This is a genomic window from Aestuariivivens sediminicola (assembly GCF_022662015.1).
Classification (GTDB): Bacteria; Bacteroidota; Bacteroidia; order Flavobacteriales; family Flavobacteriaceae; genus Aestuariivivens; species Aestuariivivens sediminicola.
Genome location: NZ_JAKMCM010000001.1, coordinates 142483 through 159211, shown reverse-complemented (window position 1 = coordinate 159211; position 16729 = coordinate 142483). Strand labels below are relative to the sequence as shown.

General features: G+C 41.2%; 22 protein-coding genes. 21 read left to right on the top strand and 1 reads right to left on the bottom strand.

The genetic code is table 11. The features are described from left to right. The 21 genes from rplE (at position 1) to ctlX (ending at position 14632) form a co-directional block, all read left to right on the top strand. Positions 1-552 carry a 50S ribosomal protein L5 gene (rplE, locus tag MR041_RS00690; protein WP_242091661.1) on the top strand — a complete coding sequence of 184 codons (552 nt, stop codon included), beginning with the start codon at positions 1-3 and terminating at the stop codon, positions 550-552. Positions 553-555: 3 nt separating this feature from the next. Then, a complete protein-coding gene (gene rpsN, locus MR041_RS00685) occupies positions 556-825 on the top strand; it encodes a 30S ribosomal protein S14 (protein ID WP_242091660.1) in 270 nt (89 codons plus the stop codon). 75 nt (positions 826-900) lie between these two features. Further along, complete coding sequence (gene rpsH / locus MR041_RS00680) at positions 901-1299, top strand: 30S ribosomal protein S8 (RefSeq protein WP_242091659.1); 399 nt, start codon at positions 901-903, stop codon at positions 1297-1299. Between the two features lie 17 nt (positions 1300-1316). After that, a complete protein-coding gene (gene rplF, locus MR041_RS00675; RefSeq protein WP_242091658.1) occupies positions 1317-1859 on the top strand; it encodes a 50S ribosomal protein L6 in 543 nt (180 codons plus the stop codon). Between the two features lie 10 nt (positions 1860-1869). After that, positions 1870-2226: a 50S ribosomal protein L18 gene (rplR, locus tag MR041_RS00670; RefSeq protein WP_242091657.1), complete on the top strand. Its 357-nt coding sequence runs from the start codon at positions 1870-1872 to the stop codon at positions 2224-2226. A 6-nt stretch (positions 2227-2232) separates the two neighbouring features. Beyond that, complete coding sequence (rpsE, locus tag MR041_RS00665) at positions 2233-2757, top strand: 30S ribosomal protein S5 (protein ID WP_242091656.1); 525 nt, start codon at positions 2233-2235, stop codon at positions 2755-2757. 74 nt (positions 2758-2831) lie between these two features. After that, complete coding sequence (rpmD, locus tag MR041_RS00660) at positions 2832-3011, top strand: 50S ribosomal protein L30 (protein WP_242091655.1); 180 nt, start codon at positions 2832-2834, stop codon at positions 3009-3011. Positions 3012-3028: 17 nt separating this feature from the next. Next, complete coding sequence (rplO, locus tag MR041_RS00655; protein ID WP_242091654.1) at positions 3029-3481, top strand: 50S ribosomal protein L15; 453 nt, start codon at positions 3029-3031, stop codon at positions 3479-3481. Between the two features lie 13 nt (positions 3482-3494). After that, positions 3495-4841: a preprotein translocase subunit SecY gene (gene secY / locus MR041_RS00650; RefSeq protein ID WP_242091653.1), complete on the top strand. Its 1347-nt coding sequence runs from the start codon at positions 3495-3497 to the stop codon at positions 4839-4841. 104 nt (positions 4842-4945) lie between these two features. After that, positions 4946-5161: a translation initiation factor IF-1 gene (gene infA / locus MR041_RS00645; RefSeq protein WP_007094967.1), complete on the top strand. Its 216-nt coding sequence runs from the start codon at positions 4946-4948 to the stop codon at positions 5159-5161. Between the two features lie 29 nt (positions 5162-5190). Further along, positions 5191-5307, top strand: coding sequence for a type B 50S ribosomal protein L36 (gene ykgO, locus MR041_RS00640; protein ID WP_013305171.1), 117 nt, complete (start codon positions 5191-5193; stop codon positions 5305-5307). 2 nt (positions 5308-5309) lie between these two features. Continuing rightward, a complete protein-coding gene (rpsM, locus tag MR041_RS00635; protein ID WP_242091652.1) occupies positions 5310-5684 on the top strand; it encodes a 30S ribosomal protein S13 in 375 nt (124 codons plus the stop codon). Between the two features lie 114 nt (positions 5685-5798). Beyond that, positions 5799-6182: a 30S ribosomal protein S11 gene (rpsK, locus tag MR041_RS00630; protein ID WP_242091651.1), complete on the top strand. Its 384-nt coding sequence runs from the start codon at positions 5799-5801 to the stop codon at positions 6180-6182. Positions 6183-6310: 128 nt separating this feature from the next. Next, positions 6311-6916: a 30S ribosomal protein S4 gene (gene rpsD, locus MR041_RS00625; RefSeq protein WP_242091650.1), complete on the top strand. Its 606-nt coding sequence runs from the start codon at positions 6311-6313 to the stop codon at positions 6914-6916. 21 nt (positions 6917-6937) lie between these two features. After that, positions 6938-7930 carry a DNA-directed RNA polymerase subunit alpha gene (locus MR041_RS00620; protein WP_242091649.1) on the top strand — a complete coding sequence of 331 codons (993 nt, stop codon included), beginning with the start codon at positions 6938-6940 and terminating at the stop codon, positions 7928-7930. A 76-nt stretch (positions 7931-8006) separates the two neighbouring features. Further along, a complete protein-coding gene (gene rplQ, locus MR041_RS00615; RefSeq protein ID WP_242091648.1) occupies positions 8007-8483 on the top strand; it encodes a 50S ribosomal protein L17 in 477 nt (158 codons plus the stop codon). 118 nt (positions 8484-8601) lie between these two features. Continuing rightward, positions 8602-9726, top strand: coding sequence for a glutamine-hydrolyzing carbamoyl-phosphate synthase small subunit (gene carA, locus MR041_RS00610; protein WP_242091647.1), 1125 nt, complete (start codon positions 8602-8604; stop codon positions 9724-9726). A 132-nt stretch (positions 9727-9858) separates the two neighbouring features. Then, on the top strand, positions 9859-11148 hold the full coding sequence (gene eno / locus MR041_RS00605) for a phosphopyruvate hydratase (protein ID WP_242091646.1): 1290 nt from the start codon (positions 9859-9861) through the stop codon (positions 11146-11148). Between the two features lie 174 nt (positions 11149-11322). Continuing rightward, entirely contained in the window at positions 11323-12609 is a 1287-nt protein-coding gene (locus MR041_RS00600) for a citrate synthase (protein ID WP_242091645.1), read from the top strand. A gap of 140 nt (positions 12610-12749) precedes the next feature. Further along, positions 12750-13664 carry a dimethylarginine dimethylaminohydrolase family protein gene (locus MR041_RS00595; RefSeq protein WP_242091644.1) on the top strand — a complete coding sequence of 305 codons (915 nt, stop codon included), beginning with the start codon at positions 12750-12752 and terminating at the stop codon, positions 13662-13664. A gap of 26 nt (positions 13665-13690) precedes the next feature. Next, positions 13691-14632 (top strand): citrulline utilization hydrolase CtlX, encoded by a 942-nt coding sequence (ctlX, locus tag MR041_RS00590; protein ID WP_242091643.1) that lies wholly within the window; start codon positions 13691-13693, stop codon positions 14630-14632. Here the strand turns inward: ctlX and MR041_RS00585 are convergent. Further along, the gene (locus MR041_RS00585; RefSeq protein ID WP_242091642.1) at positions 14629-16689 is read right to left on the bottom strand and encodes a tetratricopeptide repeat-containing sensor histidine kinase; all 2061 of its coding nucleotides are present in this window, start codon (positions 16687-16689) and stop codon (positions 14629-14631) included. The genes ctlX and MR041_RS00585 overlap by 4 nt on opposite strands. Positions 16690-16729: the final 40 nt, after the last annotated feature.

Here is a 16729-nt window from a genome sequence, read left to right as displayed (position 1 = left end):
ATGGCATATTCACCAAGACTTAAAGAAGAGTATAAAAGCAGAGTTATTGCAGCTCTTACAGACGAATTTGGATACAAAAATGTAATGCAGGTTCCTAAACTTAAGAAAATCGTAATTTCTAAAGGTGTGGGTGCAGCAGTGGCAGATAAGAAGTTAGTCGACTACGCAGTAGAAGAGTTAACTACCATTACCGGACAGAAAGCGGTTGCAACAATATCCAAAAAGGACGTCGCATCGTTTAAATTGCGTAGAGGCATGCCAATTGGTGCTAAAGTGACATTACGCGGTGAGAAAATGTATGAGTTCTTAGACCGTTTGGTCACCACTGCCTTACCTCGAGTTAGAGATTTTAATGGGATTAAGGCAACAGGTTTCGACGGAAGAGGGAATTACAACTTAGGTGTAACGGAGCAGATTATCTTCCCTGAGATTAATATCGATAAGGTAAACCGCATCTCTGGAATGGATATTACCTTTGTGACCTCTGCTGAAACGGATAAAGAAGCAAAATCATTATTAACTGAATTAGGTTTACCTTTTAAAAGAAACTAAGACATGGCTAAAGAATCAATGAAAGCCCGTGAGGTAAAGAGAGCAAAAACTGTAGCGAAATACGCGGCTAAACGCAAAGCTTTAAAGGAAGCTGGAGATTATGAAGCGTTGCAAAAGCTACCAAAAAATGCCTCTCCGATACGTCAGCATAACAGATGTAAGCTGACCGGACGTCCAAAGGGGTATATGAGAGTTTTTGGTATTTCTCGTGTTACCTTCAGGGAAATGGCTAATCAAGGTCTGATCCCAGGAGTTAAAAAGGCGAGCTGGTAAAAAAGAAATTATAAACTGGTTGAAGGTTTGGAACCGAAGGACGGTTTCGAAAACCACTTCCGCAAATTAATAAATATGTATACAGATCCAATTTCGGATTATCTAACAAGAATTAGAAACGCAGTGCGTGCCAATCACAGAGTGGTTGAAATTCCTGCATCTAATTTAAAAAAGGACATCACTAAAATATTATTCGAGCAAGGATATATTTTAAGTTACAAGTTTGATGATTCATCAGTACAGGGTTCAATTAAAATAGCCCTTAAGTACAACAAAGAAACGAAAGAACCCGTAATTAAGAAACTTCAAAGGGTAAGTAAGCCCGGTCTAAGAAAGTATGCCGGCGCGAACGAATTACCTAGAATTCTCAACGGACTAGGTGTTGCCATTGTTTCCACTTCTCATGGAGTAATGACCGGCCAACAAGCCAAAAGAGAAAATGTAGGTGGTGAAGTTTTATGCTACGTTTACTAATTTAAAACCGAAAAGAAATGTCAAGAATAGGAAATAATCCAGTAGCCATTCCAGAAGGTGTAACAGTAGACGTAAACGACAACGTAATTACTGTTAAGGGAAAACTAGGAACCTTAGAACAACCGTTCGATTCAGTTGATATTAAAGTTGAAGAAGGAAATGTACAGGTGGTGCGATCTTCGGATGCCAAGGACCACAGAGCAAAGCATGGTCTTTACAGAGCTTTGGTCAACAATATGATTGAAGGCGTATCTAAAGGATGGACCAAAGAATTGGAATTGGTAGGTGTAGGTTACAGAGCAACCAACCAGGGACAAAAATTAGATTTGGCTTTAGGTTTTTCACACAATATCGTTATGGATATAGCGCCTGAAGTGAAGGTTGAGACGGTTTCAGAAAAGGGAAAGAATCCTATCGTGAAGTTAACCTCTCATGATAAACAACTTGTAGGTCAGGTAGCTGCAAAGATTCGTAGTTTTAGAAAACCTGAACCTTACAAAGGTAAAGGAATCAAGTTTGTTGGTGAAGAAATAAGAAGAAAAGCAGGTAAATCAGCTTAATAAATTAGTTATGGCATTGACAAAGAACGAAAGAAGAATAAGGATAAAAAACAGAATAAGAAAGGTGGTTTCCGGTACGGCAGCACGCCCCAGATTATCTGTTTTCAGAAGTAATAAGGAAATTTATGCTCAGATAGTTGATGATGTAAATGGGAAAACCATAGCTGCAGCATCTTCGAGAGATAAAGATATCGCTGCTGCGAAAGCAAACAAGACAGAAACCGCTGCTCTTGTAGGTAAAGCGTTAGCAGAAAAAGCATTAAAAGCCGGTGTAGAAACCATTTCTTTCGACAGGGGTGGTTATTTATATCACGGTAGAGTTAAATCATTGGCCGACGGAGCTAGAGAAGCAGGACTTAAATTCTAAGAAAATATGTTTCAAAAATATAAAAGTGCAGAATTAGTAAAACCAGGTGGATTAGATCTTAAAGATCGTTTAGTTGGTGTACAAAGGGTAACTAAAGTAACTAAAGGAGGTCGTGCATTTGGCTTTTCGGCAATCGTGGTTGTTGGAGATGAAGCAGGTGTTGTCGGTCAGGGACTTGGTAAATCAAAAGACGTAGCCAGCGCTATTGCAAAGGCTGTCGAGGATGCCAAGAAAAATCTTGTTAGAATACCTATTATTAAAGGGACATTACCACATGAACAAAAAGGGAAATATGGTGGTGCCAGAGTAAATATCATTCCGGCTGCTCCTGGTACAGGAGTTATAGCAGGAGGTGCTGTAAGAACCGTGTTGGAGGCTGTAGGTGTACATGATGTATTATCAAAATCACAGGGGTCTTCGAATCCGCATAACGTAGTAAAAGCGACGTTTGATGCTTTATTGCAGTTGCGTGATGCGCATACTATAGCACGAGACAGAGGAATTTCACTTGAAAAAGTTTTTAACGCATAAATAAGTCTATAGTCTTTAGACCTTAGTCTGTATATAGTAAGGACTACCGACCTAACGACTGAAAAACTAGAAAAATGGGAAAGATTAAAGTAACAAAGGTTAAAAGCGCAATCAATCGAACGCAAAGACAAAAGAGAACTTTGGAAGCTCTTGGTCTAAGAAAGATTGGTCAAGTTAAAGAACACGAGGCAACACCGAATATATTGGGAATGATTGCTAAAGTTTCACATTTAGTTTCTGTTGAGGAAGCTTAAAAATATAGACTGAAAAAATGGATTTAAGTAATTTAAAACCTGCAGAAGGTTCAGTAAAACATCAAGGCAAAAGAGTAGGTAGAGGACAAGGATCCGGAAAGGGTGGTACCGCTACACGTGGTCACAAAGGGGCTAAGTCCCGTTCTGGTTACTCCAAGAAAATAGGTTTTGAAGGAGGTCAGATGCCACTTCAAAGACGTGTGCCTAAATTTGGTTTCAACAACATTAATCGTGTGGAATATCAAGGCGTTAATTTAGACACCTTACAACAATTGGTTGATGACAAGAAAGTAAAGGATACTGTAGATTTCGATACCTTATTTGATAATCGCCTGGTGCATAAAAATGATTTGGTCAAAATATTGGGTCGCGGTGAGTTAAAAGCGAAGTTAAAAGTTTCTGCGCACAAGTTTTCTGCTTCGGCAAAAGCTGCTATTGAAGCTGCAGGAGGAGAGGCAATAACATTATAAGACTTTACAATTCATGAAGTTTATAGAATCTATAAAGAATGTTTGGAAAATCGAAGAACTCAGAAACAGGATCATCGTCACGTTGAGTCTGCTTTTGGTTTACCGATTTGGTGCACAGGTTGTTTTACCGGGGATAGATGCTGAACAGTTAAGTGGTTTGGCAGATAGTACAGAAGGCGGTATATTAGGTTTACTTAATGCCTTTACAGGTGGAGCATTTGCAAACGCATCGGTGTTTGCCTTGGGTATCATGCCTTACATTTCTGCTTCGATTGTGGTTCAGTTAATGGGAATAGCCATTCCGTATTTACAAAAACTGCAAAAGGAAGGCGCTAGTGGTCAAAAGAAAATAACACAGATTACACGCTGGCTGACTATTGGTATCTGTTTGTTACAGGCACCTGGTTATTTAGCAAGTTTACCGGCATTGGGTATTCCTCAGTCGGCTTTCCTATTAGGAACAGGAGGTTTATTTTATTTTTCATCTGTAATTATTTTGGTTACCGGCTGTATTTTCGCGATGTGGTTAGGAGAAAAAATTACGGATAAAGGGATTGGGAATGGTATTTCCCTGTTAATTATGGTAGGTATTATTGCCACCTTACCGCAGGCGTTCATTCAAAATGCGGCCACGAGGTTGGACGGAAATAATGTCATGCTTATTCTTTTTGAGCTTGTTATCTGGTTCGTCATTATTTTACTGTCTGTACTATTGGTAATGGCTGTTAGAAGAGTTACCGTGCAGTATGCCAGAAGGACGGCATCAGGAGGTTATGAACGAAATGTTATGGCAAGTTCCAGACAGTACATTCCATTAAAACTGAATGCTTCCGGGGTAATGCCGATCATATTTGCACAGGCTATTATGTTTGTACCCGGATTGATAGGAGGTTCGGCCATATTGAAGGAAACCGCGGTGGGTGCCTGGATGCAAACCCAATTTTCTGATATATTCGGATTTTGGTACAATCTTGTGTTCGGACTTTTAATCATCGTGTTTACCTATTTCTATACGGCGATTACGGTACCGACCAATAAAATGGCTGATGATTTAAAACGAAGTGGAGGGTTCATTCCTGGTATACGTCCGGGTACCGAAACCTCTGAATATTTGGATAGAATAATGTCACAAATCACCTTGCCAGGTTCTATATTCTTAGCATTGATTGCTGTTTTTCCGGCCTTCATTGTTAAACTTATGAATGTGCAGCAGGGATGGGCATTGTTTTTTGGAGGAACCTCGCTTTTGATTATGGTAGGGGTTGCCATTGATACCATGCAGCAAATAAATGCGTATTTACTCAATAGGCATTATGATGGCTTGATGAAAACCGGAAAGAACAGAAAGGCAGTGGCTTAAAATTAGAAAATGGACGTTGGTAGTTAGGCGTTGGAATCGTTATACTACATTAAAAATAGAATAACAGGACTAACATCTAAAGACAAACAACTAAAAACTAAAATATGGCAAAACAAGCAGCAATAGAACAGGACGGAACAATTATAGAAGCATTATCGAATGCCATGTTTCGTGTAGAACTGGAAAATGGTCACATTGTGACTGCACATATTTCTGGTAAGATGCGTATGCATTATATTAAGTTGTTACCAGGGGATAAGGTAAAATTAGAAATGAGTCCTTACGATTTAACCAAGGCTCGGATAACATATAGATACTAAAATTACAGTATCATTTAAAAAGGAAACTTATGAAAGTAAGAGCGTCAGTAAAGAAAAGAAGTGCAGATTGTAAAATCGTGCGCAGAAAAGGTAGACTTTACGTAATAAACAAAAAGAATCCTAGATTTAAACAAAGACAAGGGTAATTATGGCAAGAATTGCAGGTGTAGACATACCAAAAAACAAACGAGGTGCAATCGCTTTAACCTATATTTACGGTATTGGTAAAAGCAGAGCAAAAGAGATTTTAGGGACAGCTAAAGTTAGCGAAGACACTAAAGTTCAGGATTGGACGGACGACGAGATCGGTGCGATCCGTGAGGCGGTTGGATCCTATAAGATAGAAGGTGAATTGCGTTCTGAGACTCAGTTGAACATTAAGCGTTTAATGGATATTGGGTGTTACAGAGGTATTCGTCACAGATCCGGACTTCCATTACGAGGTCAGCGCACCAAGAATAACTCAAGAACGAGAAAAGGTAGAAGAAAGACAGTTGCTAACAAGAAAAAGGCAACGAAATAATCATTAAAACAATAGTCATTAGTCATTAGTATTTGGAGGTTAGAAGAATCTGCCTGAAATGTAACAGTTTAGGATTCCAATAACTAAAAGCTAACAACTAGAAACTAAAAGAACATGGCAAAAACAAGTACAAAAAAACGTAAAGTAATTGTTGAGGCAATTGGTGAGGCACATATAACGGCTTCATTCAACAACATTATTATTTCACTTACCAACAAAAAGGGCGATGTGATTTCATGGTCTTCTGCTGGTAAAATGGGGTTTAGAGGCTCTAAGAAAAACACGCCTTATGCGGCTCAATTAGCTGCTGAAGATGCTGCAGGGGTAGCATTGGAGGCAGGATTGAAAAAGGTTAAGGTATATGTTAAGGGGCCTGGTAATGGTAGAGAGTCTGCCATTCGATCCATCCATAATGCGGGTATTGAAGTAACAGAAATCATAGATGTTACGCCGTTGCCACATAATGGATGTCGACCTCCAAAACGTAGAAGAGTTTAAGCTGAATGTGTTTCAGCTTCTTTTATATAAGCAACTAATTTATTAACAAGTATCAACAAGAGATCAACGGTTATCGAAGGATAAGATTAAGACCTTAATTCATAATCGCTCTTAAAAAACAATTTAAAATGGCAAGATATACTGGTCCTAAAACTAAAATAGCTCGAAAATTCGGCGAAGCTATTTTTGGAGACGATAAGTCTTTCGAAAAAAGAAATTACCCTCCGGGTCAACACGGTAACAACAGAAGACGTGGTAAAAAATCGGAGTACGCTATCCAACTGCAGGAAAAGCAAAAGGCAAAATACACCTATGGTATTTTAGAACGTCAGTTTAGAAATTTATTTAAAAAAGCAAGAGCAGCACAAGGTATTACGGGTGAGGTTCTGTTGCAGCTTTGTGAATCTAGATTGGATAACGTGGTGTACAGAATGGGTATAGCCCCTTCAAGAAGTGCAGCAAGACAATTGGTTTCTCACAGACACATCACCGTAAATGGTAGTTTGGTAAACATTCCATCTTACCAGTTAAAGGCCGGAGATGTTGTTGCTGTCAGAGAAAAATCCAAATCACTTGAGACAATTGAGAATTCACTTGCGAACTCAAGTCACATTTATGAGTGGATCACCTGGAATAACGATACCAAACAAGGGACCTATGTTGCCGTTCCTGAGCGCATTCAAATTCCGGAAAACATAAATGAACAATTTATAGTCGAATTATATTCTAAATAATAACTGATACAAATCTGAAATATGGCAGTATTTAATTTTCAAAAGCCGGACAAAGTAATCATGATTAATTCAACAGATTTTGAAGGGAAATTTGAATTTCGCCCTTTGGAGCCTGGATATGGATTAACAGTAGGTAATGCACTGAGAAGAGTTTTATTATCTTCTCTTGAAGGATTTGCAATAACATCGGTTAGAATTGAAGGCGTAGATCATGAGTTTTCTACGATAGCGGGTGTGGTGGAAGATGTTACCGAAATCATTCTTAACTTAAAACAAATTCGTTTTAAAAGACAAATAGAAGATATTGACAACGAATCTGTTTCTATTTCTATTTCTGGTCAGGAGCAAATATTAGCCGGGGATTTCCAAAAGTTCATTTCTGGATTCCAGGTCTTAAATACTGAGCAGGTGATTTGTAATTTAGATCCTAAAGTAAATTTCAATCTTGAAATTACGATCGAAAAGGGTAGAGGTTATGTGCCTGCAGAGGAAAACAAGAAAGCATCTGCTCCAATTGGAACGATATTCACAGATTCTATATATACACCTATAAAGAATGTGAAGTACAGTATAGAAAACTATCGTGTAGAACAAAAAACAGATTACGAAAAATTAGTTTTCGAAATCATTACCGATGGTTCTATTACGCCTCAGGATGCTTTAACCGAGGCCGCAAAAACATTAATTCACCACTTCATGCTGTTCTCTGATGAGCGCATTACGCTTGAGGCTGATGAAATTGCACAGACTGAAACTTACGACGAAGAATCACTGCATATGAGGCAGTTGCTTAAAACGAAGCTGATCGATATGGATTTATCTGTTCGGGCACTTAATTGTTTGAAGGCTGCTGAAGTGGATACTTTGGGTGACCTGGTTTCATTTAACAAAAACGATTTGATGAAATTCCGCAATTTTGGTAAAAAATCTTTAACAGAGCTTGAAGAGCTTGTCAGCGTTAAAGGCTTGAACTTCGGAATGGATTTAAGCAAATACAAATTAGATAAAGATTAACTATTTCTAACTCCTTTGTAGTTTGCTCCCCTGAGCGTTCAGGGTTGTAGCAAGACAAGGGTTTAAAACAAATGTCATGAGACACGGAAAAAAATTCAACCATTTAAGTAGAAAGACCGCTCACAGAAAGTCTATGTTGGCGAATATGGCGTGCTCCTTAATAGAGCATAAGCGTATTAACACCACAGTCGCCAAGGCAAAAGCCTTGAAACAATTTGTGGAGCCCATCATTACGAAATCTAAGGAAGATACGACGCATAACAGACGTATAGCGTTTAGCAGATTAAGACAAAAGGAGGCGGTAACCGAATTGTTCAGGGAGGTTGCAGCCAAGGTTGGTGACAGACCAGGAGGGTATACCAGGATCATTAAACTGGGTAACCGATTGGGCGATAACGCCGATATGGCGATGATAGAGCTTGTCGATTACAACGAGATCTACAATGCCGACAAACCTAAAAAGAAGGCTACGAGAAGAAGTCGAAGAGGCGGATCGAAGCCGGCAGCGGCTGCTCCGGTAGAGACCAAAGCGTCAAACGAAGAAGAAGAATAAATGTTGATAAACGTTTAACATATAAAGGATAAACTATTTTAGTTTATCCTTTTTTTTATGCAATTTTGTAAAACTTCATTCCCGACTGGAAGGGAATTCTTAGAATTAAAATTAACAGATGAAATATCAAAAACGACAAAAAGCCATCGTCCTTCTAGCCGATGGGACCATTTTTCATGGAAAAGCGGTAGGTAACAAACAGGGAACCGCCTTTGGGGAGGTCTGTTTTAATACCGGAATGACCGGTTATCAGGAAATTTTCACCGACCCTTCGTATTACGGACAGTTAATGGTAACCACTAATGCCCATATTGGGAATTATGGCACCAATAAGGACGAAGTAGAATCCGATTCGGTAAAGATAGCGGGACTTATTGTTAAGAATTTCAGTTATGAGTATTCAAGGGTTAATGCAGATGCGTCTTTGGAGGAGTTTTTAGATAAAAATAATCTTTTCGCCATATCGGATGTCGATACCAGAGCTCTGGTGAGCTATATTCGCGACAATGGAGCAATGAATGCGGTGATATCGACAGAGGTAGATAATATTGAACAGCTCAAGAAGCAGCTGTCTGAAGTGCCTAATATGGAAGGTCTTGAGCTGGCTTCAAAAGTATCCACCAAGACCCCTTATTATTTTGGAAACGAAAATGCCACATATAAGGTGGCGGCCCTGGATATCGGCATTAAGAAGAACATCCTGAGAAATATTGCACAGCGTGACGTTTACATCAAGGTGTTTCCCTATAACGCGACGTTCGAAGAACTGGAGGCCTTCAATCCGGATGGCTATTTCTTGTCCAATGGTCCTGGTGACCCGGAACCTCTGAAGGATGCACAGGCTTTAGCGAAAGAAATCATCAAGCGCGATTTGCCCTTGTTCGGTATCTGTCTGGGCCATCAGGTCATCGCATTGGCCAATGGGGTATCCACCTATAAGATGCATCACGGCCACCGAGGCATTAATCATCCTGTTAAGAACCTGATTACCGGTAAGGGTGAAATCACATCTCAGAACCATGGTTTCGCTGTAAATCGGGAAGAGGCAGAAGCCCATGAGGATTTGGAAATAACACACCTGCACCTTAACGATAACACGGTAGCTGGAATAGCCATGAAAAGCAAGAATTGTTTTTCAGTGCAGTACCACCCCGAAGCGAGCCCTGGCCCGCACGATTCCGCATACCTGTTCGATCAGTTCCTGGAAAACATTAAAAAAAGCAAACTTTCAGTAGTCGAATAAAGTTGTAAAAGAGCCTCAGACTTCACTAAAACGTTATAGGTGTGTTTTCATGTATTTGTTCTTAAATTACGTGTTAATACTAAGATTTAGTCGTAAATTTGGGGGTATTAAAAGTTTATAAACAAACCAATTATGAGTGCTATATTAAATATTCACGCAAGACAAATTTTAGATTCAAGGGGTAACCCAACTGTTGAAGTAGATGTTGTAACCGAAAATAATATCGTGGGCAGAGCGGCGGTACCTTCCGGTGCCTCAACCGGGGAGCATGAAGCTGTTGAACTTAGGGACGGTGGAAACACCTATATGGGCAAAGGGGTTTTAAAAGCTGTTGAGAATGTCAACACGACCATAGCCGATGCCTTGCTTGGTATTTCTGTTTTCGAACAGAACCTTATCGATCAGATCATGATTGATTTGGATGGCACGCCAAATAAATCCAAATTGGGGGCCAATGCCATTCTTGGGGTGTCTTTGGCCACTGCCAAAGCTGCAGCTGCAGAGCTGGGATTACCGTTATACAGATATGTTGGAGGGGTATCGGCAAACACATTGCCTGTTCCCATGATGAATATTATTAACGGAGGATCTCATAGCGATGCACCAATCGCCTTTCAGGAGTTCATGATCATGCCGGTAAAAGCGAATGACTTCACCCATGCCATGCAGATGGGAACCGAAATTTTCCATCATTTGAAAAAAGTGTTGCACGACAGAGGATTGAGTACGGCCGTAGGTGATGAAGGTGGTTTTGCACCGACTCTGGACGGTACTGAAGACGCCATTGAAACCATTGCCAAAGCCGTTGAGAATGCGGGCTATAAATTCGGAGATGAGGTAAAAATTGCCTTAGACTGTGCCTCTGCGGAGTTTTATGTCGATGGTAAATACGATTATACCAAATTTGAAGGCGATACGGGTGTGGTGCGATCAAGCAAGGAGCAAGCCGAATATTTGGCAGAGCTGGTGTCGAAATATCCGATCATTTCAATAGAGGACGGTATGGATGAGAACGATTGGGAAGGATGGTCTTACCTGACTGAACTGGTTGGGGATAAGGTCCAGTTGGTCGGTGATGACCTGTTCGTGACCAATGTCGAGCGTCTGTCTCGTGGTATCGAAAATGGTATAGCCAATTCCATACTGATAAAGGTGAATCAGATCGGATCTTTAACCGAAACCATTGCTGCGGTGAATATGGCAAAGAATGCCGGTTATACATCGGTCATGTCGCACCGTTCTGGAGAAACAGAGGATAATACCATTGCGGACCTTGCTGTGGCATTAAACTGCGGCCAGATAAAAACCGGTTCGGCATCGCGTAGTGATCGTATGGCAAAATACAATCAGCTGCTTCGCATTGAGGAGGAGTTGGGCGATGTGGCCTATTTTCCTCAGGAAAAAGCCTTTAAGGTAAAATAAGAGGGCCTTACATAGTATTGAAAAAGCGATTGTTTCTTAAAGCAATCGCTTTTTTCTTTTCAGTCTGAATTAAAAAAAGTTCAAATCGATTAAAAGCTGCCTTATCCACTTTAAAAATAGGCATATATTTCGTAAATTAGCACTCTGCTTAATAACATAAATTTTCTTGAACTTATGGCAAAATCGGCAACCATTGAAATAGATGGTCAAAAATTCGAATTCCCAATTATTACTGGAACAGAAAATGAAGTTGCAATAGATATCTCATCATTGAGAAGTGCAACCAAGGGCATCATTACCTTAGATGCGGGTTATAAAAATACCGGATCCTGTAAAAGTAAAATCACTTTCCTTGACGGGGAGAATGGTATACTAAGATACAGGGGGTATTCTATTGAAGAATTGGCAGAAAAAGCCAGTTTCCTCGAAGTGGCTTATTTGCTTATTTTTGGTGATCTTCCCACACAGGAGCAATATGAGAAGTTCTATAACGACATTAAATCCTACTCCGTTGTAGATGACGATGTAAGGAAAATTGTCGATGCATTTCCGAAATCGGCGCATCCAATGGGTATCGTATCCTCCTTAACAAGTGCCTTAACAGCTTTTAATCCCTCTTCTGTCAATGTTAATTCCGAGCAGGAGGCCTATAAGGCCATAGTAAGGATCATTGGGAAATTTCCTGTTTTGGTCGCCTGGACCTTCAGAAAAAAACACGGACTGCCCCTGGATTATGGTGACAAGAATCTTGGCTACGTAGAGAATGTGCTTAAAATGATGTTTAAACAGCCGAATGAGGATTATGTTCAGAATGATGTTATTGTTGATGCCCTGAACAAATTGTTGATTCTCCATGCAGACCATGAGCAGAACTGTTCCACATCAACGGTTAGAATTACAGGCTCGTCACATGCGGGTTTGTTTGTGTCCCTGTCTGCCGGAATTTCCGCCTTGTGGGGTCCGCTTCACGGAGGGGCCAATCAGGCCGTACTGGAAATGCTTGAAGCCATTAAGGAAGACGGTGGAGATACCAAAAAATATATGGCCAAGGCCAAGGATAAGGATGATCCGTTCCGATTAATGGGCTTCGGACACCGCGTCTATAAGAACTTCGATCCCAGAGCGCGCATCATTAAAAAAGCAGCCGATGAAGTACTTGATGACTTAGGTATCGACGATCCCATTTTAGATATAGCCAAAGGACTTGAGAAAGAAGCCCTGGAAGATCAATACTTCGTGGATCGAAAACTGTATCCTAATGTCGATTTTTACTCCGGTATTATCTATCGTGCTTTAGGCATTCCTACAGATATGTTTACCGTCATGTTCGCCCTGGGGCGCTTACCGGGATGGATTGCCCAATGGTTTGAAATGCGATTGAATAAAGAACCTATCGGCAGGCCAAGACAGCTTTATGTAGGAGAAACAGCGCGTCCTTTCGTTCCTATAGAAAAACGATAGGACCTTGAATTTATATCATCTGAAAGCTTCATGTTCATGTCATGAAGCTTTTCCTTTTCTTGGTCATTATTCGTAAATTTATTTTAAATAGCGCATTAATTATCCTTAGTTTTGACTTTTGAATTGCGCTGGTAGAATTTATGCTAAAACTCAACATAAAAAACGAAACCTCCAGGTTAAGGGCTGTCATTTTAGGGACTGCCCAAAGTAACGGACCCGTACCGAAGGTCGAGGACTGTTACGATCCAAAAAGCATTCAGCATGTCCTGAACGGGACCTATCCGAAGGAAGAGGATATGATTTTAGAAATGGAGGCCGCAGCTGCAGTATTCAAAAAATACGATGTTACGGTGTACAGGCCCAATGTCATTGAGGACTGCAATCAGATTTTTAGCAGGGATATTGCCTTTGTCATAGATGATAAAATAATCCGAGCCAACATTTTACCCGACCGTGAGGATGAGGTCGAGGCCATACGTTATGTTTGGAATCAGATCGACAGGAAAAACAGGATCATTCTGCCGGAGGCATGCCATGTCGAGGGAGGTGATGTGATGCCGTGGAATGACTATATTTTTGTCGGGTACTACGCCGGGGAAGACTATGCCGATTATATAACGGCCAGAACAAATAAAGAGGCTGTAATGGCCATTCAGGACCTGTTTCCGCATAAAACCGTGAAATCGTTCCAATTGCGAAAATCCAATACGGATCCAAGGGAAAATGCCCTGCATCTGGATTGTTGTTTCAATCCCCTGGGAAAAGGAAAGGCCATTATTCATAAAAACGGATTTTTAGTTGAAGCGGAATACCAATGGTTAGTCGATTTCTTCGGTAAGGACCATGTTTTTGAAATTACGAGGGATGAAATGTACGACATGTACAGCAATGTCTTTTCCATTTCTGAGGACGTTGTCATTTCCGAAAGGGGGTTTACGCGATTGAATTCATGGTTAAGAGCACAGGGCTTTACCGTAGAGGAGGTGCCCTATGCCGAAATAGGGAAACAGGAAGGACTGTTGCGTTGTACAACCTTGCCGCTGATCAGGGATTGAGGTTTCAGTAATAATTAATTCTCACCATGGAACAAACTACCAACACCGTTTTAATGATTCGTCCGGTAAATTACAGGATGAATGAGCAAACGGCTATCAATAACTTCTATCAGGAGCAACCCGAGGACCTCTTACCGGAAACCATCAATAGCAGGGCGCAGCAGGAATTTGATGCCTATGTCGACCAGCTGAGACAGATTGGGGTACATGTCATTGTGGTGAGTGACAATAAGGACTTCGATACGCCGGATTCCATTTTCCCCAATAACTGGGTGTCGTTTCATAAAAATGGCGATGTGGGTATCTACCCCATGTTTGCTGAAAACAGGAGGAATGAACGACGTGAGGACATCTTTCCCATTTTAGAGGAAAACGGCTTTCTTATCCGTAATATTATCGATTATACCAGTGCCGAGGAGGACGATCTTTTCCTTGAGGGTACCGGCAGTGTGGTTCTGGATCGGGTGCATCGAAAGGCCTATTGTGCCTTATCGGCTCGTGCAGACGAGGATCTGCTCATTGAATTCTGTGAGGATTTCGAATATCTACCGGTTATTTTCACGGCCTACCAATCCGTTGATGGCGAGCGCTTGCCCATTTACCATACCAATGTCATGATGTGCATTGGAGAGACCTTCGCTGTGATTTGCCTAAAAAGTATCGACGACAAGAAAGAACGTCAGAATGTGATCAAACATTTAAAAGCAGACGGCAAGGAGATTATCGACATATCCGAGGAACAGGTGGCTCATTTTGCAGGTAATATGTTACAGGTAAAGGGGACTAGTGATACACGATATCTGGTGATGAGTCAATCCGCTTATAATGCCCTGACCAAGTCGCAGATTCAAAAACTGCAGAAGCACACAAAAATAATGTCCAGTTCTTTGGATACAATTGAAACCTGCGGCGGAGGAAGTGCCCGTTGCATGATCGCCGAAGTATTTTTGCCCAAAGCTGGAGTTTAGATCGCCTTCGACTTGGGAAGCTGAACATAAAACGTACTGCCGACGTTTAAGGTGCTTTCCACCCAGATTTTACCGTTATTGAGTTCTACCAGCTCTTTACATATCGATAATCCCAATCCGGTGCCTTTTTCATTGCTGGTTCCGGCCGTGGTGAAGGAACCGCCTTTAAACAGTTTTCCAAGATTCTCTTTTGAAATACCCACACCGGTATCGGCAATGCTAAGTATACAATGGCCATTGCTGATATGGTTGGATACCGTAATCGTATCGCCTTTATTGCAGAATTTCAGGGCATTGGCCAAGAGGTTCTGAATTACAATTTCTATCATGCTTCGGTCCGCGTAGGCAAAATCACGCAGCGAATGGTCTATCAGGGTAATGCCCTTTTGTGCCATGCGCTGCTCTATCAAATTGATCTTATCCTCAAATACCTCCTGAATATCAAACAAACTCGGTTTGGGTTCGAGGGACTGCATCTGGGATTTCGACCAGTTTAAAAGATTAAATAAAAGCAGGGAGGCGTTGTTGGCATTTTCACTCAATTCAGGGATGAGGTTGTCATATTCCTCTTTGGTAAGGGCATCATCTTTCAGCAGGTCAATAAAGCCATTAATGGATGACAGGGAATCCTTCAAGTCATGCGAAATGATCGAAAATAATTTATCCTTCACATTGTTTCGGTTCTCCAGCTGAGCAATGTGTTCGAGATCGGCCTCGTGCTGTAATTGGGCCTTTAGATTTTTTTCTTCCAAATCCTGCACGAGCTTCATGTTATTCATCCGTTTGGCATTGTTCATCATGATAAAGGCAATGGCGATGATGAGAATGGCCAGCATAATATAAAAAAGCAACCGAAACGGTATAGGGTCATCAATTCCGGTTGGGGTCTGTTCAGTATCGGTTCCAGTCGCATCTTCAGCAGCGCTATCCATGCCGGGTTCTAATAGGCCGCCGTCAAGATCAAGGACAATGCTATCTTTAAGAAAACCGCCATCAGGTTCCTCAAGATCCGCTTTTAAACTGTAATATTCGCGCTGCCACACAAAGGCTCTGTCGAAACGCCTTCTGGTAGAGTCCAGCTGCTTCATCCGGTCATAGTACCGAAGAAGTCCCATATTGTCGTCGAGGCTCCTTGCAATAACACCGGCCTCCGCCAGTTGCCGCTCGGCCAGTATGAGTCGCCCCTGTTTCAGATTCAGGGTACCCAAATTGATCAGGGTGGCCATCAACCCGGATTTATGATCGTTTCGCCTGTTAATGGTCAGTCCCTGTAATAAATATTTCGAGGCATTGGTGTAGTCGTTGAACTGCAGATATTCACCACCCAGTTTTGCAGCAATGATCCCTTGAATGGAATCGTTATCAGGGTTGCTCTGCAACAGATTTTGATAATAGTCGATGGCCTTTCTGTGTTCTTTTTTCATCGAATACAGTTCGGCCAGTTTGCTGTACGAGGTATTTACGCCCGACGTGTCATTTAAAGCCTGCTGCAAGGGCAAGGCCTTCAAATAATAGGTCAGTGCAGTATCGAAGGCCCTGATCTTGTAATAGGCATCCGCCAGATTACTGTAGGCAAGACTCAATTCTTTATCCAGTCCTTTGTCCTCCAATATGGAAATGGCGGATAAGGCATAGCGCAATCCCCTGGCATAATTGCCGCGTTGTATTTCAATGAGACCCATACCGTTGTTCACTTTGGCAACACCAAGGGAATCCTTAAGTTGTTCATACAGGGTTCTGCACCTCGTGTAGCTGTTTACCGCATTGATATAGTCGTTCTTTTTGGCATAGATGAGGGATTTGTAATAGAGGATATCCGCAAGGCCTTTGGTATAGTTTAAATCGGAAGCAAGTGTTTCACTCCTGACGATATAACGCAGGGCGCGATTGTAATCGCCGTTTTTATAGAGTATTTTAATGAGTTCAAGGGAGGTGTTGGCTTTTAATGTATCCTGTTTTTGGTAAGCTAACTGCAAGGTAAGACTATCTATATCCTGAGTTTGGGAAAACCCTACGAACATAGTTAAAAAAGCACCTAACGTAATTAATTTCCTCATACAATATCTACATTAAACTAAAGCATTTAATAAATAGCTA

Bases quoted from the DNA above. Each gene is read 5' to 3' on its own strand.
- rpsN (WP_242091660.1), top strand. From the start codon at position 556: ATGGCTAAAGAATCAATGAAAGCCCGTGAGGTAAAGAGAGCAAAAACT.
- MR041_RS00600 (WP_242091645.1), top strand. From the start codon at position 11,323: ATGGCAAAATCGGCAACCATTGAAATAGATGGTCAAAAATTCGAATTC.
- rplE (WP_242091661.1), top strand. From the start codon at position 1: ATGGCATATTCACCAAGACTTAAAGAAGAGTATAAAAGCAGAGTTATT.
- MR041_RS00585 (WP_242091642.1), bottom strand. From the start codon at position 16,689: ATGAGGAAATTAATTACGTTAGGTGCTTTTTTAACTATGTTCGTAGGG.
- ykgO (WP_013305171.1), top strand. From the start codon at position 5,191: ATGAAAGTAAGAGCGTCAGTAAAGAAAAGAAGTGCAGATTGTAAAATC.
- MR041_RS00595 (WP_242091644.1), top strand. From the start codon at position 12,750: ATGCTAAAACTCAACATAAAAAACGAAACCTCCAGGTTAAGGGCTGTC.
- infA (WP_007094967.1), top strand. From the start codon at position 4,946: ATGGCAAAACAAGCAGCAATAGAACAGGACGGAACAATTATAGAAGCA.
- carA (WP_242091647.1), top strand. From the start codon at position 8,602: ATGAAATATCAAAAACGACAAAAAGCCATCGTCCTTCTAGCCGATGGG.
- rplR (WP_242091657.1), top strand. From the start codon at position 1,870: ATGGCATTGACAAAGAACGAAAGAAGAATAAGGATAAAAAACAGAATA.
- secY (WP_242091653.1), top strand. From the start codon at position 3,495: ATGAAGTTTATAGAATCTATAAAGAATGTTTGGAAAATCGAAGAACTC.
- rpsE (WP_242091656.1), top strand. From the start codon at position 2,233: ATGTTTCAAAAATATAAAAGTGCAGAATTAGTAAAACCAGGTGGATTA.
- rpsK (WP_242091651.1), top strand. From the start codon at position 5,799: ATGGCAAAAACAAGTACAAAAAAACGTAAAGTAATTGTTGAGGCAATT.
- rpmD (WP_242091655.1), top strand. From the start codon at position 2,832: ATGGGAAAGATTAAAGTAACAAAGGTTAAAAGCGCAATCAATCGAACG.
- MR041_RS00620 (WP_242091649.1), top strand. From the start codon at position 6,938: ATGGCAGTATTTAATTTTCAAAAGCCGGACAAAGTAATCATGATTAAT.
- rplF (WP_242091658.1), top strand. From the start codon at position 1,317: ATGTCAAGAATAGGAAATAATCCAGTAGCCATTCCAGAAGGTGTAACA.
- rplO (WP_242091654.1), top strand. From the start codon at position 3,029: ATGGATTTAAGTAATTTAAAACCTGCAGAAGGTTCAGTAAAACATCAA.
- rpsH (WP_242091659.1), top strand. From the start codon at position 901: ATGTATACAGATCCAATTTCGGATTATCTAACAAGAATTAGAAACGCA.
- rpsD (WP_242091650.1), top strand. From the start codon at position 6,311: ATGGCAAGATATACTGGTCCTAAAACTAAAATAGCTCGAAAATTCGGC.
- rplQ (WP_242091648.1), top strand. From the start codon at position 8,007: ATGAGACACGGAAAAAAATTCAACCATTTAAGTAGAAAGACCGCTCAC.
- rpsM (WP_242091652.1), top strand. From the start codon at position 5,310: ATGGCAAGAATTGCAGGTGTAGACATACCAAAAAACAAACGAGGTGCA.
- eno (WP_242091646.1), top strand. From the start codon at position 9,859: ATGAGTGCTATATTAAATATTCACGCAAGACAAATTTTAGATTCAAGG.
- ctlX (WP_242091643.1), top strand. From the start codon at position 13,691: ATGGAACAAACTACCAACACCGTTTTAATGATTCGTCCGGTAAATTAC.